Source organism: Pyrococcus sp. (assembly GCF_030153625.1).
Classification (GTDB): Archaea; Methanobacteriota_B; Thermococci; order Thermococcales; family Thermococcaceae; genus Pyrococcus; species Pyrococcus furiosus.
Genome location: NZ_JASKLM010000012.1, coordinates 16,763 through 37,163 on the forward strand (window position 1 = coordinate 16,763; position 20,401 = coordinate 37,163).

The window sequence follows — 20,401 nt, forward strand, 5'->3', positions numbered from 1 at the left end:
GAATTTGGACATTTTATCCTAAACAAGGCAAGATTTTTATTTAAATGCTGTTAGCTTATTCCATGAAAGTGGTTTATCATCTCTTTAGTGGGGGAAAAGACTCTTCACTTGCGGCATGGATACTCAAAAAATTAGGATATGAGGTTAAGCTAATAACGATAACCTTTGGAGTCTTAGATAATTGGAAGTTTGCAAGAGAAACGGCGGAAATACTTGGTTTTGACCATGAAGTTATAGAAATGCCAATAGGGATCTTAGAGAAAGCTACGGAAATGTGCATAAAGGAAGGAAGGGCGGGAAATGCAATCCAATACATTCATGAAAGAGCTCTTGAATATATCGCTTCCCGTGAAGAAGTGAAAAGGATTAGTGATGGAACTAGGAGAGATGATAGAGTGCCATTTTTAGACTTATCAAAGGCAAGATCACTTGAAGATAGATATAATGTGGCGTATATTCGGCCTCTTCTCGGATTAGGGTACAAAACAATTAGAGAGCTTGTAAATGAAATATTTGTTGTTGTTGAGGATGAAAGCGAAAAGGTTCAAAAGGGGGATTATGAGACGGAATTAAGAGAGTTGATAAGAAGAAAAGGACATGATCCAAGTCAAATATTTCCCAAGCGTCACGTTCAGTCTAGGGTTGTTGGGTTGAGATGATGAACTCGGCAGGTCCTGAAGGATGATGAGGATCTTGAGTGCTGATCACCTAACTATTATACTTAGTCTCCCTATCTTAAACTGTACACCTGTTTCCTGACTAACTTCTCTTATAACCCTGAGTATTACCTCAGTTGCTCTTCTCTTTATCTCTTCATCGCTAATGGAGGATAATGCCCCAAATAATCCCTCTTCTTCAATTTTTGCAAGACTAGCCTCAATTATTAGTTCAACTGAAGAACCTTTTGGCTCATAGTTGAGCTTAAGCCACCTTAAATTAGCGCGAGGTATTGATCTAAGTTCATCTTGCATTTTCTGCCTTAACATTTGGACTGAAGTTTCTATTCGTGCTTTCAAGACGTTTTCTTCAACTTCCTTCTTTTTGTCTTCTAGTAGATAATTCAACTCTTCTATTCCAGCCTCTCTCAGCATTTTTTCAACTTCTTTTTCTAGGCTTTCTTTCTTTTTGAGAATTTCTACTGCTTTTGTAGATAGCTCGGCTTCCTTAGAAAGACTCACTTCAACTTTGTTAACCCATACGTACTTCCCTACTATCTTGCTCAATTCTGAGGCATGTCTTCTTGCCAAGTTAACGATTAAAGCCTGGAGCCTTGCTTCATCCATCTCTTTGGATTTTCCTTCTAACTCAATGTTTATCTCAAATTCTCGAACTCCTCCTAGAACTTCGATGAATAATCTATCAACAAGAACTCCGTTGGCTTCTATCTCTTTTAGCAACGTTCTACTAAACCTCACAAAGTACTGTCTAAATTGCGGATCTACGGCTAGATATAAGTTTGGAGCTAATTGTTCTGCTTTTGGCTTAGTTAATCTCCAAAGGCTTACATCTTCTCTTTCCTTCTCTTCAATAGATTCCACACGACCCCCTGCAATAACGTTAACCTTTATGCTCTTAATTAGAGGCTTATAATCGGTATCTCTCCTAATTTTCGGAAGATGTTTGTGTATAGTAAACATAACTCTTCTTTTGAGAATTTCAGGATTGCCTCCTTCTTGAGAAGCCACGTAAAACTCCCCGCTTATATGAATGACTCCTTCTCCAACTTGGGCAGAGAGGTCGTAGGAAGATATCTTTGCCCCATTTAACTGACTTGTAATCTCGTTGTTAACAGTCTCTACGTAACTTCTTATTGCCTTCTTTATTTTTTCTTTTACTTCTTCGCTGATATCTCCAACAACCTCAATTTTGCTTTCTTTTCGTATTTCTATTGGAGCTTCTTTTTTCTCTTCTTTCTTTTTCTTTTCTTCGGTGACAATTTCTTCGGTCTTCTTCATTATCTTTTGAATTTCTTCTTCTTTTTCTTCTTTTGCTTCTTCTATTGCAGATTCTATAGTCCTAGTGGCTCCTTTTTTGAAAACACTACTCAGTGGAACAGCTGGGGTTTGAGAATACACTTCCAAGTTGTTTGCAAGAATTAACCTGAACTGGTTGTCATCTAAAGGATATACAGAAACTATTAGGGGAAGCTCAACGAGTTCAGCTAATTTTTTAATTGCTTCCTCTCCAACGACTTTTTTCTTTGCTTGGACATAGGAACATTCTATTGCGAGAATCCTAGAACCATCCACTAACATTTCCAGGAGATAATTGTCTTCCATGTCCTTACCAAAGATTTTTACGTATGCACCCCTAGCTTTGGTTGAATTTATAACGCTGAGTACAGTATTTAAAAGATCTTCAGCGGAGAGGCATACTGAATTTTCTACCCCTGGCTTAAGATTTCCAAATTCCATGTCCCTCACCATTAGAGATATATACCCATAATGTAATGATAACAGTTAGATGTTCCAGCCTTAAATTTAGATTAGCGAAGACAATATTTAAACATTATTGAATTCCAGGTGACGCTCATGCGAGTCTTAGTACTTGGAGGAGGGGTACTGGGAAGAGCCATAGCAGAAAGTCTATTTGGAGAGTTTGAGGTTATTGTAGTGGAGAAGGACGAGGTTAGAGTTCAGACTCTGGCTGAAAAAGGGTTGCAAGTAGTTCAGGGTGACTTTTCTTACACAGCTACCTTGCTAAAGGCTCATATCGAAAAAGCAGACCTCATTGTCATTACGATAAGTGATCCAGAGGTAATAGCAAAGACTCTTCATGTGATCCAAAATAACAACAAAGATGCAGCTGTTCTTCTAATTTTGCCTGAAGATACCTCTTTAGAGGAAATTGCGTCGATAGCAAAGGAGAAATACGATACTGACGTCAAAGTTGACTATGTAATAAATCCAAGAAGTGCTATTGTTAGGGCAGTAGTGGATACAATAGAAAAAATTGGGGAGAAAAAGAATTCTATGAAACTCATAGAAAAGCTAAATGAGATAAAGGAAAATACTGACACACTCTTGATAGTTATGCATGATAATCCTGATCCTGATTGTATGGCAAGCGCATCGGCTCTCTCCCTAATTGCTCAGACGGTAGGTTTAAAGACAGTAATAGTTTACGGGGGAGATATAACTCACCATCAGAACAGAGCCATGGTTAACATTCTTGGAATGGATTTCAGGAAAGTTTCGAGGGGAAGTTATGAAATTAAGAGGCATTCGGCGATTGCCATCGTTGATGCCCAGCCAAATGGAAACATTTCAATCTTGGACGATGAGGACATAGCAAAGGTCCAAATAATTATAGACCATCATCAAATCCTTCAAAATCTAAGAGAAAAGCTTCCCGATAATTGTTTTGTCGATATAAGGCCCGAGGCAAATTCTACATCCTCAATTTTGGTGGAATACCTGAAGTCCCTCGAAATACCAATTGACGAAAACCTTGCCACGGCCCTCTTCTATGGAATGTACATAGATACCAAAAAGTTCTCCAAGCTAAGTAAGATAGATATAAAGGCCATAGAATTTCTCAGTGGACATGTGGATTATGACCTCCTAGATAAAATTGAGTTCCCAGACATTAGCACAGAAACTGCAGAGATTCTTGCTAGGGCAATTTTAAACAGGAGAATATACAAGAACGTAATAATAAGTAACGTTGGGTTCATTGCCAATAGAGATGCCATAGCGGAAGCAGCAGACTTTTTGCTGAGACTTGAGGGAATAACAACTGTTCTTGTCTTTGGGATAGTAGATGACAGAATTGAAATCTCAGCAAGAACAAGGGATGTAAGGGTTAACATAGGCGCAATAATGAAGGAGGCATTTGGTTCTCTTGGAAGTGGTGGAGGACATCCTCAGGCTGGAGGAGCGAGAATACCCCTAGGAATATTTAAGCTTGCAAAGGATAAGGCATCCCTTCTAAGACTTGTTGAGGAGGCGATAACGGAAAGGTTTTTAGAGGCCCTGGGAATGAGGGAGGGCACATAATTTGAGAATTCTTCTTGTTACTGGTAGATTAGCGGAACCTCTAGTTAGAAAATACGGAAAAGGATGTGATGTTTTTGTAACTCCAGTTACGGTAGCTGCTTTTCTAACCCCCGAACTTATAGTGTACTATCTGAAAAAATCCAAAATAAACGTGAAGGAATATGACCTAATATTGATTCCCGGTCTTGTAAAAGGATCAGCAGAAGTTATAGAGAGGGAGTTTGGGGTTCCTGCATATAAAGGTCCAAAGAATGCTGTTGATATTCCCCAGGTGTTGAAAGCCATAAAACAGGGATTCAAGCTAAGCAAGATAGTGCCAGCAGATGAGTTATTTTCTCAGGATGCGCTAAAGAAAGTTGAAGACATAAGAAACAAGGCTAAAAACAAGAGATACATAGAGAAGGCTCTGAAGAGGCCTGGAAATATATTAATTGGAACTCTCCCTGTAGGGCTTGATTTCCCTACAAGGATAGTGGCTGAGATTGTTGACGCTCCTTCTCTAACAATAGAGGAAATAATGAGGAAAGCAAAATACTATCTAAGGGAAGGTGCTGATATAATCGACATAGGAATGGAAAGTGGGAAAACTAATGTGGAATTCCTTGAAAGTGTTCTTCCAGAAATCAAGGAGAAAATAAATGCACCACTCTCCTTGGATACGCTTAACCCAAAGGAAATTGAAGCTGGGGAGAAGGAAGTAGATCTTATTTTGAGCGTTGATTTTGGGACAGTTGAGGAAATATTGCCCTCAAAGCCAGTAGTTTTAATTCCAACGAATATGAAGGAAGGAAAGTTTATAGAAGATCCCATAGGAAGGGCAAAAGCGTTAGAAAAACTTAAGGAAAAGGCCCTAAATCTTGGATACAAGGGGTTGATACTTGACCCTATATTAGAGCATTATCCGAACTTTTCCAGGTCTCTAGTGGCGTTTTACTTATATAGGATGAGAAATCCTCAGGATATTCTCCTCGCGGGGGTAGGAAATATTACCGAAATGATGGATGCAGACAGTGTGGGATTAAATGCTCTCTTGGCAAGTATAGCTGGTGAGCTTAAAATTTCGCTCCTTTTAACGACGGAAGTAAGCCCAAAAGCTACTGGAAGCGTTAGAGAGCTTAAAAGAGGTATTGACATGGTTCTCTTGGGAGGAGTAAAAGACGTGGGTATTAACCTGCTTATCCTGAAAGAAAAACGAAGGAAGGAGCAAAAGATTGAATTCGCTAAAACAATTATTAGGGCAAAGAAAAAGCCTGTAAAGTTGGAAGAAGTGTATTTTAAAATTTACGTTGTTGGAACAGAGCTTGCTGTAACGGCATATAAAGGAACAAATCCTGTTATGACGATCATCGGAAAGGAACCAAATGAAATCATAGACACAATACTAGAGCATTTTTCGATATCCCCTCGGCATGCATTTTACCTTGGTAGGGAGCTTGAGAAGGCATATACTGGATTAAAAATAAGAAGGTCCTATGTTCAAGAAGAAGAGCTCTTTGGCGATTTTTATTTTGAGAAAAGGTTTATAACTTATTATCGAAGAATATAGTCTGAGGGATCTCTATGCAACCAAGAAAGAAAATTAAGAAAGAGTTTGAGGAAGAAGAGCTTTTAGAAGAGATGGAAGAAGATTGGACGGAAGAAGAGGAGTGGGAAGACTGGGATGAAGAAGAATATGAGGAAGATTGGGAAGAAGATTGGGATGAAGAGTGGGAAGAGGAAGAGTGGGAGGAAGAAGAGGATGAGTGGTGAAATTATAGCAAGAAGAGCTTCTTCCTGGGAAATAGATCTCATACTCAAAGAAGCGGAAAAATTTGGGACACTTGTCCATAATTTTTTTGCCATAGTTGAAGGGAAATATCGAGACGTTTATGCGGTAAATAATGAAGTTTGGAAGATTATTGAGGATTTAACAGTGAGACCTTTTGCGCTAGGAACCTTTGTAGGGATGATAAAAGTTGACGAGAACCTCGTTGAGAAATTTTATCCAGCCATAGAGTTCTTTACCTTTGTTGATATTGAAAAGAACTATGCTGTTCTTGGCCCTAAGGCATCTTTTCTGTTTACTACTGGAAAAGACGTTCCTAAAAAAGCAGTGAGAAAGCTAGTTTGGAAAGGAAGCAAAAAAATTGTAGTTATGAACGAGTTAGGGGACGTTCTTGGAATAGGAAGAATAAACCCAAGTAACGAGGAAAAGTTCATAAAAAATATAACAGATGTAGGAGCATTTCTAAGAAAATAACTATTACTTAGCTTCCTGCTTCCCTGGGAAAGAAGCGAATTCAACTGTTCCTCTTTGCCTTACGGGTTGCTTATAGCCATAAGTGCGTAGACCTCTTCTGGGACTTGAAGATGTGGGGAGTCACCGTTCCCCCCGAAAGCCAGCCAATGAAGATGAGAGGCTGGAAGGTTGGCCATGTCGATATTTACGAACTTTACACAAAATCACGGCCAACCAGAACGGCCATTCTTATAGCCTTTAGAACTTCCTCACTATCTTCAATGCTAATGAACCTATATATTGGAATTCCAAATGGGCCATTGTTTATGAATCAATGTTGTGACTGTGGAGTTTCCTTTCTAGCACGTCTCTCTAGGAGATTTGCTTTAGCAAATTGTTGTCTATATTGCATCCGTGGCCATTGTAAGAGGTACATAAACAAAAACCACTGTATTAAAGACCCCAGAAATCCACTAAGGAGATCCACTTTGTATATATTCTAACTTAACTACTGAAACGTTTTTATTCCTTTAAGCAATTGCTACAAACATGTATAAGCTCGTCAGTTTCAGAGATAGCGAGATCTTTGGAAGAGTTGCAGAGGTGGAATTTTCCCTAATAAGAGAAGGAAGCTATGCATACCTCCTTGGTGACTTTAATGCATTTAATGAGGGAAGTTTTAGAATGGAGCAAGAAGGAAAGAATTGGAAGATTAAAATCGCCCTTCCAGAAGGGGTATGGCACTATGCTTTTTCAATAGATGGGAAATTCGTCTTAGATCCAGATAATCCTGAAAGAAGAGTATATACTAGAAAGGGTTACAAATTCCACAGAGAAGTTAATGTTGCAAGAATTGTCAAAAGTGACGATTTGGTTTTCCATACTCCTTCTCTCCTGTATCTGTATGAAATTTTTGGGAGGGTTCACGTTCTTTTAAGGACACAAAAGGGGGTAATAAAAGGGGCAACTTTCCTGGGGGAGAAGCATGTTCCTATGAGGAAGAAGGCTTCTGATGAGCTATTTGATTACTTTGAGGTTATCGTAGAAGGAGGAGATAAGAGGTTAAATTATTCATTTGAAGTATTAACAATGGAAGGAGCGAAATTTGAGTATGGTCAATTTAAGGCGAGACCCTTCAGTATCGAATTTCCAACCTGGGTTATTGACAGGGTATTCTATCAAATAATGCCAGACAAATTTGCTAGGTCTAGGAAAATTCAAGGAATTGCCTATCCAAAAGATAAATATTGGGGAGGAGATCTAATCGGAATTAAGGAAAAGATAGACCACCTTGTGAACCTTGGAATAAATGCAATATATTTAACTCCAATCTTCAGTTCCCTCACATATCATGGATATGACATAGTTGATTATTTCCACGTTGCAAGGAGACTTGGAGGAGACAGGGCCTTTGTGGATTTGTTATCTGAGCTTAAAAGGTTTGATATAAAGGTTATCCTTGATGGGGTATTTCACCATACGAGCTTTTTCCACCCATATTTCCAAGATGTTGTAAGGAAGGGGGAAAATAGCAGCTTTAAAAACTTTTACAGGATTATTAAATTTCCAGTAGTCTCAAAAGAATTTCTTCAAATCCTCCATTCAAAATCTTCCTGGGAAGAAAAGTACAAAAAGATAAAATCCCTTGGCTGGAATTACGAGAGCTTTTTCTCAGTTTGGATAATGCCGAGATTAAACCACGATAATCCAAAGGTTAGAGAGTTTATCAAGAATGTGATTCTTTTCTGGACAAATAAGGGGGTCGATGGATTTAGAATGGATGTTGCTCATGGGGTTCCTCCAGAAGTGTGGAAAGAAGTTAGAGAAGCATTGCCAAAAGAAAAGTACTTAATTGGAGAAGTTATGGATGATGCAAGGTTATGGCTGTTTGATAAATTCCATGGAGTCATGAACTATCGGCTCTATGATGCAATCTTAAGGTTTTTTGGATATGAGGAGATTACAGCCGAGGAATTCTTAAATGAACTAGAGCTCTTAAGCTCGTATTATGGCCCAGCAGAGTATCTAATGTATAATTTTTTAGACAATCATGATGTTGAGAGATTTTTGGATATAGTTGGGGATAAGAGGAAGTACGTGTGTGCTTTGGTCTTCTTGATGACTTACAAAGGTATTCCATCTCTCTTCTACGGAGATGAAATAGGGTTGAGAGGGATTAATCTCCAAGGAATGGAATCTTCCAGAGCACCAATGTTGTGGAATGAAGAAGAGTGGGATCAAAGGATTTTGGAGATAACAAAGACACTAGTAAAGATTAGGAAAAACAATAAAGCCCTCCTTTTTGGTAATTTTGTCCCGGTGAAGTTTAAAAGAAAATTCATGGTATACAAGAGGGAACACATGGGAGAGAGAACTATCGTTGCCATTAACTACTCAAATTCACGCGTTAAAGAACTAGGAATAACAATTCCTGAATATTCGGGCGTGATAATTAATGAAGATAAAGTGAAATTGATAAAGTACTAAAATTTCTCTTTGACGTTCATTTATGTACATTAGCACAAGATATATATAGCCTTAAAATATGTATCACTATCGATGATACTAACATGGGAGGTGTACATATGAGGAGAGCAACATACGCCTTTGCTCTTTTGGCCATTTTAGTTCTTGGAGTAGTGGCTAGTGGATGTATTGGTGGAGGAACTACAACACCAACCCAAACTTCCCCTGCTACTCAACCAACCACAACACAAACTCCAACACAGACTGAGACACAGGCTGTGGAGTGTGGAAGTGGAAAAGTTGTTATTTGGCATGCAATGCAACCCAATGAGCTTGAGGTCTTCCAAAGCTTAGCGGAAGAATACATGGCACTCTGTCCAGAAGTTGAGATAGTTTTTGAACAAAAGCCAAACTTGGAAGATGCTCTTAAGGCTGCAATACCCACAGGTCAAGGTCCTGACCTCTTTATCTGGGCTCACGACTGGATTGGAAAGTTTGCTGAGGCAGGATTACTTGAGCCAATTGATGAATATGTAACTGAAGATCTCCTTAACGAGTTTGCTCCAATGGCCCAGGATGCAATGCAGTATAAAGGTCACTACTATGCTCTACCATTCGCCGCTGAAACAGTTGCAATAATCTACAACAAAGAAATGGTTAGCGAGCCACCGAAAACCTTTGATGAGATGAAGGCAATAATGGAGAAGTACTATGATCCAGCAAATGAGAAGTATGGAATAGCTTGGCCAATTAATGCCTACTTTATCTCAGCAATTGCTCAGGCCTTTGGTGGTTACTACTTTGACGACAAAACAGAGCAACCGGGACTAGATAAGCCTGAGACAATCGAAGGATTTAAGTTCTTCTTCACAGAAATATGGCCATACATGGCTCCAACTGGAGACTACAACACTCAACAGAGTATATTCCTCGAGGGTAGAGCCCCAATGATGGTTAATGGTCCATGGAGCATTAACGACGTTAAGAAGGCAGGAATAAACTTTGGAGTGGTTCCACTACCTCCAATAATCAAGGATGGTAAGGAGTACTGGCCAAGGCCTTACGGTGGAGTTAAGTTGATTTACTTCGCAGCGGGAATAAAGAACAAGGATGCTGCATGGAAGTTCGCAAAGTGGCTTACCACAAGCGAAGAGTCAATTAAGACATTGGCACTAGAGCTGGGATACATACCGGTTCTTACGAAGGTTCTTGATGATCCAGAAATTAAGAATGATCCAGTAATCTATGGCTTTGGACAAGCAGTTCAGCACGCATACCTAATGCCAAAGAGTCCAAAGATGAGTGCTGTTTGGGGCGGAGTTGATGGGGCAATTAACGAAATCCTCCAAGATCCACAAAACGCTGACATTGAAGGAATACTAAAGAAGTATCAACAAGAAATCCTTAACAACATGCAAGGATGATTCCTTCTTCTTACTATTTTTATTTTGGAGGTGGAAAAATGAAAAAAACAACAGTAGCTGCACTCATGTTAATAATCCCAGGAATAGCGGCGTTCTTGTTTTTCAACTTGTGGCCAATAGTATACTCAATCTACCTAGCCTTTACCAATGCAAAATTAGGGAACTTCCCAATTCAATCCCCTACAGCCGAACCTTTGAGGTTTGTTGGATTGGAGAACTTTAAGTGGTTATTAAAGCAAGAAAAGTTTCTTAATGCATTTAAGTGGACGTGGATATTTGTGGCAACAAGCGTTACTTTAAAAGTTCTTGCTGGTCTATTCTTAAGCCTCTTGTACAATAGTAAGTATGTGAGAGGAAAAACTATCTATAGGTCTCTACTCATTATTCCCTGGGCACTTCCTCTCCTGTTCTCAGTTACGGTGTGGAAGTTCATGTTTGATCCTGTATTTGGGCCAATAAACCTAACTCTAAAATCCATTGGTCTCGAGGGGCCTAACTGGATAAATGATCCATTTTGGGGTTTCATTGCTCTTAACATAATAGAAGTTTGGCTGGCTTACCCATTCATGATGACGGTAATTACCGCAGCTCTTCAATCAGTGCCAGATGTGCTAATAGAAGCTGCAATTATTGATGGAGCAAACTACTGGCAGAGGCTCAGGCATGTAGTTCTTCCCGTAGTTGGAAAGCCAATAGCATTTGCAACGATACTCACAAGTGCGGCCAGTTTTCAGTACTTCATGGTTCCGTACATCTACAACGCAGGTCTCTTCGAAGATAGGTTCATACTACTCTACGGATTCAGACAAGCATTTGGAGCAACTCCCTATTATGGTAGGGCTACAGCCGTGATGATCATTGCCACAATAATTCTGGCAATTTACATGTACGTGAATGTTAAGATAACAAGATTACAGGAGGGTGCTAAAGAATGAGGAGAGATGAGCTTATAAAATCTGGAATAATGACTTTTTTGGCAATAGTGGTCATGTTTTTAATCCTCTTCCCAGTTTACTACATATTCACGGTTTCCATAAAACCGGCTGCGACAATAGCAACAACTGAATTAGATTTAATACCTGATAAAGTTACTGGAGAAGCTTATAGGGAAGTACTCTTTGGGTTAAGGGGAACTAGAATTTCGGAGGAATTTACAGGGACACTAGAAGGATTTGCAAAAATAGTTGGAGGGAAGCTTCAAGTTGAAAATGGAGTTATAAAAGGTGAAGTTAAGTACGGCCCATTTACAGGCATAAGATTTGAAGTCCCAGTTGGAGGATTGTCATTTGAGTTATCCCAACAGGTTAATGAAGTTCAAGGAAATCTAAAGGCTGAGATTAGTGGAATAATCTCCTTAACTAGGGTTAATTCAGACGGTACCATAGGGCTTGGTGTAATAAAGAACGTTACCCTGAAGTCAGGGGAAGTCAATGGGTTAAAAATCTCAGAAGGAAAATTAGCTGGATTTATAAGAATAAGAGACTCTGGAAAGGCTGAACTTACAGCGATTGGGAAGTTCGTAAACTCAAAGTTCTTCCACCACCTTAGGAATAGCTTAATTCTTGCAACATTAACTGTGTTCCTGACTTTACTCTTCGTAGTTCCGGCTGCATATGCATTCTCAAGGCTCAAGTTCTTTGGAAGAGAGCACATACTATACTTCTACCTGATGTTTACCCAGGTAGCAGGAGGTTTAGGAATAGCGGGATTGATAGCCCTTTATGGTATGCTCGTAAAGCTAGGCCTCTACAACAAGCTTCCAGCTTTGGCCATAATATACGCTGCAGGTAGCGTTCCATTCAACACTTGGCTTCTCAAAAGTTACATAGACTCTATAAGTCCAGACTTTGACGAGGCCGCACTTGTTGATGGAGCAAGCTATCTCCAGATAATAAGATACGTATTACTCCCAATGGCTCTTCCAGGAATTGCTACGGTAGCAGTTATGTCATTCATAGGAGGGTGGACAGAATTCATCCTTGCAAGCCTATTGTTAACCGAGGAGAATCAACCTCTCTCAGTGTGGATATACACCCTAATGGGTGGAATTGGAAGGGGAATTGACTGGAACTACTTTGCAGCTGCAGCGTTACTATTTGCACTTCCCGTGTTTATAATGTTCATGCTTGCTCAAAACTACATTAGAAGTGGCCTAACTGTCGGTGGATTGAAAGAATGAGGTGGTGGAAATGAGTAGGAAGCTTTCTCTCCTCTTAGTATTTCTAATTTTTGGAAGCATGCTGGGAGCAAACAACATTGTAAAAGCTGAGGAGCCAAAGCCATTAAACGTCATAATAGTTTGGCACCAACACCAACCCTACTATTATGATCCCGTGCAGGGCATCTATACTAGGCCTTGGGTTAGGCTACATGCGGCAAATAACTATTGGAAGATGGCACACTACCTAACGGAATTTCCAGACATTCACGTTACCATAGACTTATCTGGGTCTCTGATAGCTCAGTTAGCTGACTACATGAATGGAGCAAAGGACATCTACCAGATAATTTCGGAGAAAATCGCCAATGGTGAGCCTCTAACTTATGATGAGAAATGGTTTATGCTTCAGGCCCCAGGAGGGTTCTTTGATCACACAATTCCTTGGAATGGAGAGCCCGTTACAGACGAGAATGGCAACCCAATAAGAGACTTCTGGGATAGGTATACTGAGCTTAAAGACAAGATGTTAGCTGCAAAGCAAAAGTATGCCAACCTCCCTCTAGAGGAGCAAAAAGTTGCAGTTACAAACGAATTCACGGAGCAAGATTACATTGACCTTGCGGTTCTCTTCAACCTTGCATGGATAGATTACAATTACATAATCAGCACTCCTGAATTAAAGGCCCTCTACGACAAAGTTGATGAAGGAGGATACACAAGGGAAGACTTAAAGACAGTTCTCTACCACCAGATGTGGTTGCTAAACAATACTTTCAAGGAGCATGAGAAAATAAACCTTCTTCTTGGAAATGGAAACGTTGAAGTTACAGTTGTTCCTTACGCTCACCCAATTGGCCCAATACTTAACGACTTTGGATGGAGTGAAGACTTTGATGCCCATGTAAAGAAGGCTCACGAGCTATACAAGAAGTACCTCGGAGGGGGAGTAGCAACTCCTAGGGGAGGTTGGGCTGCAGAATCGGCACTTAATGACAAGACGTTAGAAATTTTGGCTGAGAATGGCTGGCAATGGGTAATGACTGATCAAATGGTGCTGGAGAGAATGGGCATTCCATATAGCATTGAAAACTATTATAGACCGTGGGTAGCGGAGTTCAATGGAAAGAAGATATACTTGTTCCCAAGAAATCACGATCTAAGTGACAGAGTTGGATTCAGATACAGCGGAATGAACCAATATGAGGCCGTTGAAGACTTCATAAATGAGCTCCTTAAGATTCAAAAGTACAACTATGATGGTTCCTTGGTCTATGTAATAACATTGGATGGAGAGAATCCCTGGGAGCACTATCCCTATGATGGGAAACTCTTCCTTGAGACACTGTACAAGAGGCTATCAGAGCTTCAAGAGGCTGGTTTAATTAGAACTCTAACTCCCACCGAGTACATTCAGCTCTACGGAGACAAGGCAAACAAGCTCACTCCTCAGATGATGGAGAGGTTGGACTTTACTACAGAAGAGAGAGTAGAAGCTCTTAAAGTGGCTAACTCCCTAGGTGAGCTCTATGATCTCGCAGGAGTTACTGAAGAAATGCAGTGGCCAGAGTCAAGTTGGATTGATGGAACGCTCTCGACATGGATAGGTGAGCCACAAGAAAACTATGCATGGTATTGGCTATATTTAGCGAGAAGAACCTTAATGGAGAACAAAGACAAAATGGACAGCGCTTCCTGGGAAAAGGCTTATGAGTACTTACTCAGGGCTGAGGCAAGTGACTGGTTCTGGTGGTATGGAAATGATCAAGATAGTGGGCAAGATTACTCCTTTGACAGATACTTCAAGACATATCTTTACGAAATCTACAAGTTAGCAGGAGTTGAGCCTCCAAGCTATCTCTATGGAAACTACTTCCCAGATGGTGCTCCTTACACAGTAAGAGCCTTAGAAGGGCTAAAAGAGGGAGATGTGAAAGAGTACTCAAGCTTATCTCCAGTGGCTGAAGGGGTAAAAGTCTTCTTTGATTCCCAGGGACTTCACTTCATAATAAAAGGTAGCCTTGATAAGTTTGAAATAAGCATTTATGAGAAGGACAAGAGGATTGGCAACACCTTTACACTTCTACAGAAGAAACCCGATAAGATTAGATATGATGTGTTCCCATTTGTAAGGGATAGCGTTGGGTTAATGATAACTAAGCACATTGTATACAAGGATGGAAAAGCTGAAATATACAACGCCACTGACTATGAGGGTTATGAGAAGATTGGAGAGGCTCAGGTAAGCGTAAATGGGGATGAAATTGAAGTTATTGTTCCATTTGAATACCTAGAGACTCCAGAAGACTTCTACTTCGCAGTTTCAACAGTAGATGAGCTGGGAATGTTAGAGGTAATAACTACTCCAGTTAACCTCAAACTACCAGTCCAAGTAAAAGGAGTGGTGCTGGTAGATATAGCAGATCCAGAGGGAGATGATCACGGGCCAGGAACATACACTTATCCAACAGACAAGGTATTTGTAGAGGGGGCCTTTGACTTGCTTAGGTTCAGAATGCTAGAACAGACCGACGCATACGTCATGGAGTTTTACTTCAAGGAGCTTGGTGGAAACCCATGGAATGGGCCTAATGGATTCAGCTTGCAAATCATTGAAGTGTATCTTGACTTCAAAGAGGGAGGTAATACTTCAGCAATCAAGATGTTCCCAGATGGGCCAGGAGCTAATGTAAAGCTAGATCCAAGACATCCCTGGGATGTTGCCTTAAGAATTGCTGGGTGGGATTATGGTAATCTAATAGTGCTGGCTAATGGAACTGTTTATCAAGGTGAGATGCAGATAAGCGCAGATCCAACTAAGAATGCAGTAATAGTGAAACTTCCAAAGAAGTATCTCTCAATTGGGGACTATGGGCTCTATGCAGCAGTCTTAGTAGGTTCTCAAGATGGTTATGGGCCTGACAAGTGGAGGCCAGTTGCTGTTGAAGCAGAGCAATGGAAGCTTGGAGGGGCAGATCCGCAGGCTGTAGTGGACAACCTTGCACCTAGAGTAGTTGATATGCTCGTTCCAGAAGGATTTAAGCCCACCCAGGAGGAGCAACTAAGTAGTTATGACGTAGAGAAGAAAGAGCTGGCTACAGTATACATGATAACACTAGTAAGCGGAAGTGGTGAGAAAGAGGAGGAGGTAGAAGAGGAAACCCCAACTCAGACTGAAACCCAGACGCCAACAGAAACTAGGACTGAGACCAAAACTCCAACTGAAACGACAACTACCACACCAACAGAAACAAAAGAGACACCAACACAAACCACTACTACCCAACCTGCAAGAACAGAAACGCAAGGGGGAATATGTGGTCCTGGATTGATTGTACTATTGGCAGCTCTAGGTGTTTTAAGAAGAAGGAGCTGACTTCACTTTACTTTAAATTTTTTCAAGGAGGGAAGAGAAATGGCTGGTGTTAGGCTTGTGGGTGTTTGGAAGCAGTTTGGGAGTTTTACTGCGGTGAAGGATTTAACGCTGGAGGTTAGGGATGGTGAATTCCTAGTCCTCCTCGGCCCCTCGGGCTGTGGTAAGACTACAACTTTAAGGATGATTGCTGGTTTGGAGGAACCAACAAAAGGTCAAATCTACATTGGGGATAAGCTCGTCGCTGATCCAGAGAAGGGAGTCTTTGTTCCACCAAAGGATAGGGATATTGCCATGGTCTTCCAGAGCTATGCATTGTACCCCCACATGACTGTTTATGAGAACATCGCCTTTCCACTAAAGCTTAGGAAGGTTCCAAAGCAGGAGATTGACAAGAAGGTTAGGGAAGTTGCAGAAATGCTTGGGTTGACCGAGCTTTTAAATAGAAAGCCGAGAGAGTTGAGTGGTGGGCAGAGGCAGCGTGTGGCACTAGGAAGGGCCATTGTTAGGAGACCTCAAGTCTTCCTAATGGATGAGCCATTGTCAAACTTAGATGCTAAATTAAGGGTGAAGATGCGTGCTGAACTTAAAAAACTCCAAAAGCAATTGGGCGTGACTACAATCTACGTAACCCACGACCAGGTTGAGGCAATGACCATGGGTGATAGGATTGCTGTGATGAATCAAGGAGTATTACAACAAGTTGGGACTCCAGAGGAGGTTTATGAAAAGCCAGCAAATACTTTCGTCGCTGGTTTCATTGGATCACCACCAATGAACTTCCTGGATGCTACGATTACTGAGGATGGGTTCTTGGACTTTGGTGAGTTTAGGCTTAAATTACTCCCAGATCAATTTGAAGTCCTGCAGGATTACGTTGGGAAGGAGGTCATCTTTGGCATTAGGCCTGAAGACATTTACGACGCACTCTTTGCCCAAGTAAAGATTCCCGGGGAGAATATGGCTAGGGGCGTTGTTGATATAATCGAAAACCTCGGTGGAGAAAAAATCGTGCACATAAGCATTGGAGGATTGATAGTAACAGCAAAATTCCCAGGAGAATCAAGAGTCAAAGAAGGAGACGAAATAGACATTGTCTTCGACATGAAAAAAATCCACATATTCAACAAAAAAACAGGAAAAGCAATACTTTAGAGAAGGGATTCCAAAATTTCTTTTGCCTTCTTAATTCCATCCTTAAGTTTTGTTATTTCTTCTTCAAGCTCTTTAATCCTGTTTTCTAGTTCCTTTGCCTTTTCTGCCTCTGCTTGTACTTCTTCAAGCTTCTTCTTTAGTTCTTCACTTTCCTTTGCTAGTTGCTCAAGCTCCTTGACTTTGTTCTCCAACTCCTCTGCCCTCTTAGCTTTTGCCTCATATTCTATAAGTTTTACTTTCTGTTCCTTGAGTTCTTTCTCTAGCTCTTTTTTCTCTTCTTCTAACTTTTGAAGCTTCTTCTTTAGGTTCTCTATTTCTTCCTTGGCTTTTTCTAAGCTTTCAAGCTCTGCTGCTTCAACTTTTTCTTTTATTGCTTCATACTCTTGTTTTAACTTTTCATATTCTTGCAACAATTTTTCGTACTCTTCTTTGGCGACTACCTCTCTTAATCCACCTTTTTCTATCATTTCAATGGTCTTTATCAACTCATCAAGCTTTCCTTGCTTTATTAGCTCGTAGGTCTCCCTGACCAATTGGCCAGCCTTGCTCTCTCCCTTTAAGTGTTTCCTTATCGTCTGCTCAGTCCTACCTAGTTCTCTGGCTATTTCACTAACTGTCATTCCAGCCTTCTCTCTTGCTATGGCTCCTGCAGCCACTGCTAGGCTGTCGACCCATGTTAATCTTTCTGCTGGGTCCTTTATTAGTTCAATAACTTCTGGCCTAAATAGCGTGGCGAATAGTAGTATGCTCTCTAACTGGTGGATTTCACTTCTTGTAATTGGATTTAGGGGAACTTCTACACTCATCTTTCCTCACCTCCTTTAGAGTTCGTAAATCCTACCCCTCTTCAATACCTTGTCTGGATATACTATAATTCCCTTGTCAGTTATGTCGAAAGGATGTCTCTTCATTGAATGGCTTGTACCTCTCATCTTCCAAACTATGAGAGAACGCTTAAGTTCACCGTCTATTTCATCAAGATCCAGTCTAATTATTCCATCAACACCATGCTCTACACCTGGGCCACCAAAACCTCTCTCTCCAACGCTTATCTGACTAACAAAGATGCTTGTACATCCAGTTCCGGCTAGAACTCTCTTGAGTTGAAGAATTATGCTTCTAGCCATGGCAGGCTTGTTTATGTAGAGTGTTGTAACTGAATCAACCACCACCCTCTTTGCATTTATGTCCCTTATTGCTTGCCTAAGCACTTCTATGAACTCCCTAATGTCTGTAAGGTCATGAACGATGTACTTCTCATATTCTTTGCTTTTGCCCACTCCAGCTGTGAATGCATCTACCATTGCAAATAATCCTTCTTCTTCGTATTTTCTGACATCCCAGCCAAATTGGGCCATATTTTGTCTAACTTGGACAGGGTGTTCCTCTAAAGCAACGTATATTCCTGGTTCTCCCATTTGGAGGCCATTCCAGAGGAACTGTTGACTAAAGATACTTTTTCCTGTACCTGGGCCACCGCTTAGTAAAACTACGTTTCTTTCAGGTATCCCACCGTGTAAAATTTCGTCCATTCCAGGTATTCCGGTTTTAACTCTTCTTACCATCTTAATCACCCCCGCACTAGGCACTATAGGTTTTACTAACTTCAATATACTATAATTTGCCAAGAATATTTAAGTGTTTCTACCTTGGAATATTCATCACAAAAAAAAAAAAAAAAAAACATTGAGCCCTAAAACCCATATTAGGTAGAAATAGAAAAGCATCAAGAAAAAGCCAAGGAAGAGAAGAATTACTTGTTGCCGTTTCTTCTGTCAAGTTTTTCTTCCCAGGTTAGGATGGTATGAGTAAATGTGCTATCTTCCTCCTCAATCCCCCTCTTTAATTCTGATACGTGAGCGTACTTTGCTTTAAACTTCTCTAAGATGTAATCAACGGCCTTTTCTGGATCTGCTTTTTCACCGCATGTATAGACATCTAAAGCAGCATATCCTTTCTCGGGCCAAGTGTGGACGGAAATGTGACTTTCGGCAACTATGACAACTCCACTTACCCCCATAGGTGAGAACTTAAAGAAGTAGCTAGCCTTAACTTCCATGTTTCCTACTTTTGCTGCTTCGAGAAAGATCTCTCTAATCTTGTTTGGGTCAGCGATGACTTCAGGATCGCAACCAGCAGCTTCAACAACATAGTGATATCCTATTGTATCCATTCTCTCACCTCCCCACCTTCTATTTACATTTTGATACTGGAATGGGGATACTTTTAAAGTTTTTTGGTATAGTGAAAAGAAATTATCGGGATATTTTAGTTTTGTCCCGTAAATATCATGCCTTCTTGGGTTTTTTCTTATCCTTTTCGACAATTTTTTGAAAAATCTGATAGTTCCTAGTCTTTTTTAATTTTGGGCTTTCATTGATGAACAAAATTACAAAAATTAACCAAAACCACCCCTTATGAGCTTACTATATTGGTGGGGAATACTTTTTACGGAGAATAAAGGAGGAAAAAGATATAAATAGCACGGATAGTGAGAAACTACCAATGTGGGCTTATCTAGCAATCTTAGCGATGGCCTATGTCACTTACAAAACAAAAGCGCTTGACATAAAGGGAATAATAGCTGCCCTGCTCTTAGGGGTCATTATAGTAACCTTAGGAGGAATTATACCCTTTATTGCATTGTTGGCATTTCTAGTTATGGGAACTCTTGCAACAAAATTTAGGTACAGAGAAAAGAGAAAGATGGGTCTAATAGATGAAAGTATCAGGAGCGTAGGAAACGTTCTTGGAAACGGCTTAGCCCCATTGCTTTTTGTCATTGTAGAGTTTATAATAAAGCAGGATTTTGGGTGGGCAGGAGTTCTCTCGTCCATAGCAGTTGCGAATGCTGATACTCTTGCAAGTGAAATTGGAAAAGTTTTTGGAAAGAATCCCAGGATTATAACGAATTTGAAACCTGCGAAACCTGGAGAAGAAGGAGCAGTAAGCTTTGCAGGCGAATTTGCTGCTTTATTAGGAGCTTTTGTAATATCTCTCTTTGGACTATCTCTAACTGAGTATGGAATTCAGATGATTGTTTCTGTCACCTTGGCTGGCTTAATAGGGGCAAATATTGATAGTTTAATTGGAGCTACTTTTGAAAAGAATGGGTATTTTGGGAACAACATGACAAACTTTATAGCAACTCTCTTAGGAGGACTATTGGGAATGGCGCTGTTCCTCCTACTGGTGTGATGAAAAGGCGGATTGCTGAGAGGATGATGAAGACCTTAGGGGCTGATCACACCTCAATGATTGTAAAGTCCCTTGCAACTTCTCCCTGTACTCCTGATTCTCGAACTCTCTTTTCTAGAACTTCATGTGAATAGTTAGTATGACTTATGTGAGCAAAGACAGTATAACTTGCTCCAACAACTTTTGCAAATTCTATGGAGTCTGAAACTCCAAGGTGGACTCCTGGAATTGACTCTCTCTTTGTCATCTCAACTATAAGGATATCAACTCCCTCTAGTAGCTTTTTAACTTTTTCATCTTTCAGTATCTCTGGCCGATACTGTTAGGATAAGCTGTGGGGTGTCAGGTTTAAGTTACTGGCAGTACTTTAGAAAAAGAAGGGGGAACATGAAGTCTGAAACCATTATTTAC

16 protein-coding genes, 1 other RNA gene and 2 pseudogenes are annotated in these 20,401 nt (G+C 40.4%); 13 read left to right on the forward strand and 6 right to left on the reverse strand.

The annotated features are described in order from the left end of the window. Positions 1-62: 62 nt before the first annotated feature. Positions 63-659 (forward strand): DUF7411 family protein, encoded by a 597-nt coding sequence (locus PWP39_RS03200; protein WP_014835528.1) that lies wholly within the window; start codon positions 63-65, stop codon positions 657-659. After that, an RNA gene (locus PWP39_RS03205) (C/D box small nucleolar RNA) lies at positions 652-707 on the forward strand. The genes PWP39_RS03200 and PWP39_RS03205 overlap by 8 nt, the downstream gene beginning before the upstream one ends. Here PWP39_RS03205 and PWP39_RS03210 read toward each other — a convergent pair. Further along, positions 705-2,426, reverse strand: a complete 1,722-nt coding sequence (locus tag PWP39_RS03210; RefSeq protein ID WP_288072586.1) for a DUF2226 domain-containing protein — start codon at positions 2,424-2,426, stop codon at positions 705-707. The two genes, PWP39_RS03205 and PWP39_RS03210, sit on opposite strands and share 3 nt — an antisense overlap. A 105-nt stretch (positions 2,427-2,531) precedes the next feature. Here PWP39_RS03210 and PWP39_RS03215 point away from each other — a divergent pair, with 105 nt between their 5' ends. Genes PWP39_RS03215 through PWP39_RS03230 form a run of 4 tightly spaced genes read left to right on the forward strand, consistent with a single transcriptional unit; the run spans position 2,532 to position 6,237 of the window. Further along, entirely contained in the window at positions 2,532-3,998 is a 1,467-nt protein-coding gene (locus tag PWP39_RS03215) for a DHH family phosphoesterase (RefSeq protein ID WP_011013084.1), read from the forward strand. Between the two features lies 1 nt (position 3,999). Next, positions 4,000-5,544 (forward strand): dihydropteroate synthase-like protein, encoded by a 1,545-nt coding sequence (locus PWP39_RS03220; protein WP_288072589.1) that lies wholly within the window; start codon positions 4,000-4,002, stop codon positions 5,542-5,544. Positions 5,545-5,558: 14 nt separating this feature from the next. Beyond that, the gene (locus PWP39_RS03225) at positions 5,559-5,747 is read left to right on the forward strand and encodes a hypothetical protein (protein ID WP_288072591.1); all 189 of its coding nucleotides are present in this window, start codon (positions 5,559-5,561) and stop codon (positions 5,745-5,747) included. Further along, complete coding sequence (locus PWP39_RS03230; protein WP_288072594.1) at positions 5,737-6,237, forward strand: PUA domain-containing protein; 501 nt, start codon at positions 5,737-5,739, stop codon at positions 6,235-6,237. The genes PWP39_RS03225 and PWP39_RS03230 overlap by 11 nt, the downstream gene beginning before the upstream one ends. A 220-nt stretch (positions 6,238-6,457) precedes the next feature. On the opposite strand, the pseudogene PWP39_RS03235 reads toward PWP39_RS03230, so the two are convergent. Continuing rightward, positions 6,458-6,703: pseudogene (locus tag PWP39_RS03235) on the reverse strand (SDH family Clp fold serine proteinase); the annotation flags it as partial. 62 nt (positions 6,704-6,765) lie between these two features. On the opposite strand from PWP39_RS03235, the gene PWP39_RS03240 reads away from it, so the two are divergent. The 6 genes from PWP39_RS03240 to PWP39_RS03265 all read left to right on the forward strand — a co-directional run bounded on the left by PWP39_RS03240 (position 6,766) and on the right by PWP39_RS03265 (position 16,792). Continuing rightward, positions 6,766-8,703, forward strand: a complete 1,938-nt coding sequence (locus PWP39_RS03240; RefSeq protein WP_011013079.1) for an alpha amylase N-terminal ig-like domain-containing protein — start codon at positions 6,766-6,768, stop codon at positions 8,701-8,703. A gap of 98 nt (positions 8,704-8,801) precedes the next feature. Further along, positions 8,802-10,106 carry an extracellular solute-binding protein gene (locus PWP39_RS03245; RefSeq protein ID WP_011013078.1) on the forward strand — a complete coding sequence of 435 codons (1,305 nt, stop codon included), beginning with the start codon at positions 8,802-8,804 and terminating at the stop codon, positions 10,104-10,106. A 38-nt stretch (positions 10,107-10,144) separates the two neighbouring features. Further along, on the forward strand, positions 10,145-11,041 hold the full coding sequence (locus PWP39_RS03250) for a carbohydrate ABC transporter permease (protein WP_288072598.1): 897 nt from the start codon (positions 10,145-10,147) through the stop codon (positions 11,039-11,041). Continuing rightward, on the forward strand, positions 11,038-12,285 hold the full coding sequence (locus tag PWP39_RS03255; protein WP_288072601.1) for an ABC transporter permease subunit: 1,248 nt from the start codon (positions 11,038-11,040) through the stop codon (positions 12,283-12,285). Before PWP39_RS03250 ends, PWP39_RS03255 begins: the two co-directional genes overlap by 4 nt. Before the next feature lie 10 nt (positions 12,286-12,295). Next, entirely contained in the window at positions 12,296-15,640 is a 3,345-nt protein-coding gene (locus PWP39_RS03260; RefSeq protein ID WP_288072603.1) for a glucodextranase DOMON-like domain-containing protein, read from the forward strand. Between the two features lie 39 nt (positions 15,641-15,679). Further along, entirely contained in the window at positions 15,680-16,792 is a 1,113-nt protein-coding gene (locus tag PWP39_RS03265) for an ABC transporter ATP-binding protein (RefSeq protein ID WP_288072606.1), read from the forward strand. Here the strand turns inward: PWP39_RS03265 and PWP39_RS03270 are convergent. The 3 genes from PWP39_RS03270 to speD form a co-directional block, all read right to left on the reverse strand. After that, positions 16,789-17,598 (reverse strand): transcriptional regulator, encoded by an 810-nt coding sequence (locus PWP39_RS03270; protein WP_011013072.1) that lies wholly within the window; start codon positions 17,596-17,598, stop codon positions 16,789-16,791. The two genes, PWP39_RS03265 and PWP39_RS03270, sit on opposite strands and share 4 nt — an antisense overlap. 15 nt (positions 17,599-17,613) lie before the next feature. Further along, a complete protein-coding gene (locus tag PWP39_RS03275; protein WP_011013071.1) occupies positions 17,614-18,357 on the reverse strand; it encodes a KaiC domain-containing protein in 744 nt (247 codons plus the stop codon). 188 nt (positions 18,358-18,545) lie between these two features. Further along, positions 18,546-18,965 (reverse strand): adenosylmethionine decarboxylase, encoded by a 420-nt coding sequence (speD, locus tag PWP39_RS03280; protein WP_011013070.1) that lies wholly within the window; start codon positions 18,963-18,965, stop codon positions 18,546-18,548. 332 nt (positions 18,966-19,297) lie between these two features. Here speD and PWP39_RS03285 point away from each other — a divergent pair, with 332 nt between their 5' ends. After that, on the forward strand, positions 19,298-19,990 hold the full coding sequence (locus PWP39_RS03285) for a DUF92 domain-containing protein (RefSeq protein ID WP_011013069.1): 693 nt from the start codon (positions 19,298-19,300) through the stop codon (positions 19,988-19,990). Positions 19,991-20,036: 46 nt separating this feature from the next. Here the strand turns inward: PWP39_RS03285 and PWP39_RS03290 are convergent. Then, positions 20,037-20,303 (reverse strand): annotated as a pseudogene (locus tag PWP39_RS03290) (MBL fold metallo-hydrolase); the annotation flags it as partial. Positions 20,304-20,401 lie beyond the last annotated feature (98 nt).